This is a genomic window from Sporolactobacillus vineae DSM 21990 = SL153 (assembly GCF_000377985.1).
Lineage (GTDB): Bacteria > Bacillota > Bacilli > Bacillales > Sporolactobacillaceae > Sporolactobacillus > Sporolactobacillus vineae.
Genome location: NZ_KB899084.1, coordinates 1 through 1,436 on the forward strand (window position 1 = coordinate 1; position 1,436 = coordinate 1,436).

The window sequence follows — 1,436 nt, forward strand, 5'->3', positions numbered from 1 at the left end:
GATGAGATACCGGATGAAGCGGGCGAAGCACCTGACTGTGATGACGCTACAGATGCGGCATGCGATTCATGTGTCGCTGCATTTGATGCCCCTTTAAACTGAAGGGTAAAAAAATAAGTTGACAAATTGAGCGCACCATTAGAATATTTAAATCATAGTGCGCTCTCTATTGCCATTTTCCAACATTTCCGGAGTGTGTCGCATGGATCAGGAACAGGTTACCATTCTCATAATGTATGCTGTGCTTGTACTCCTCTTTATTTTGAAAACGATTTGGGTGACCATTAAATGGGTCAGGGAAGCGCATAAGCAGCGCGTCCGTCTGCTTGTCACGCAGGGTATTCAATTGGTGCTGATTCTTATCGTGATTATCATTACCGGAATGAATCTAATCCATTTGGGTCCCTGATGATGATCGGAATCTGTCAGTTTACCAGAATCCCCAATGGGCTGCTTATTCGGATTATTACAATCGCATTTATCTGAGCCTTCATTTCTGGACTGAACTGAAAGTGGTTTTCCAGCTTCAATGGAACATTTATAGCCTTGAATGAGGGAGGGGATCACATGTTACTACAGTTTGGCATTGTCGCACTGATATTTGGCGTCCTCTATCTTGGCGAACGGTGGCTGCGAAAAAGACTGCATATTCAACATACTGGCGGGTTCTTTTATGAAAGAGTTAATAAGACCCAATCATGGATTGAGAATGGGATTTTTGTTCTTTTCCTTATTATTGAATTTTTCTATGCCTTCTTTGTCGATGGCAATTCAGCAATTTTCTTCATTCTCATTCTTGCTGCCTATTTTATTGCATACCAGGTGGTACGATTTTATTTTGAGTGGAAATACAGGAGAGAGAACAGGGAATACATCATAATATTGATCTGTGGCATTAGCTATGTCCCAATCCTGGCTGTGGTCCTGTTCTTTTTGCCGCGATGATTCCAGTTGGGGATCCGCTGCCATGAATTTCAGCAGCATTTTGAAAGAGTAACAGCCCCGCCTTTTTTCGGCGGGGCTGTTTGTGAATCGAAGTACCCTTATTTTGTATAATACCAGGAGATCTTATCACCGGGCTTGGTGCGGTATGTGCCGGCGCTGATATTCGGCTGCTTGCCGTTGACAGTGTACATCCAGCCGCTTGAAGGGGATGTCTGGCCGGCTTTCTGATTATTAATGCTGCTGATATAAATCGAACTGCCGAAACCGGAGTAGCCGAGCTGGATGCCCTTTGCTTGGGTGAACTGCTGCAGCTCGGAAAAGACGCTGTCACCGGAATGGTAAGTGGCCGATCCGGATGCGCTGAAACCGTTCAGTCCTTGAATTGAGACAGAGACGGACGCCTGCTTTGATGAGATACCGGATGAAGCGGGCGAAGCACCTGACTGTGATGACGCTACAGATGCGGCATGCGATTCATGTGTCGCTGCATT

The 1,436-nt window shown here is 45.5% G+C and carries 3 protein-coding genes; 2 read left to right on the top strand and 1 reads right to left on the bottom strand.

Going from position 1 to position 1,436, the window contains the following annotated elements:
* Positions 1 to 202 precede the first annotated feature (202 nt).
* Together D889_RS0114760 and D889_RS0114765 are read left to right on the top strand one after the other, a co-directional pair.
* Positions 203 to 409 carry a hypothetical protein gene (locus D889_RS0114760; protein WP_010632791.1) on the top strand — a complete coding sequence of 69 codons (207 nt, stop codon included), beginning with the start codon at positions 203 to 205 and terminating at the stop codon, positions 407 to 409.
* A 158-nt stretch (positions 410 to 567) separates the two neighbouring features.
* On the top strand, positions 568 to 945 hold the full coding sequence (locus D889_RS0114765; RefSeq protein WP_010632792.1) for a DUF4181 domain-containing protein: 378 nt from the start codon (positions 568 to 570) through the stop codon (positions 943 to 945).
* A gap of 98 nt (positions 946 to 1,043) precedes the next feature.
* On the opposite strand, the gene D889_RS15165 is transcribed toward D889_RS0114765, so the two are convergent.
* The coding region (locus D889_RS15165) for a DUF4430 domain-containing protein (RefSeq protein ID WP_018962471.1) at positions 1,044 to 1,436 on the bottom strand (393 nt) is incomplete at its 5' end.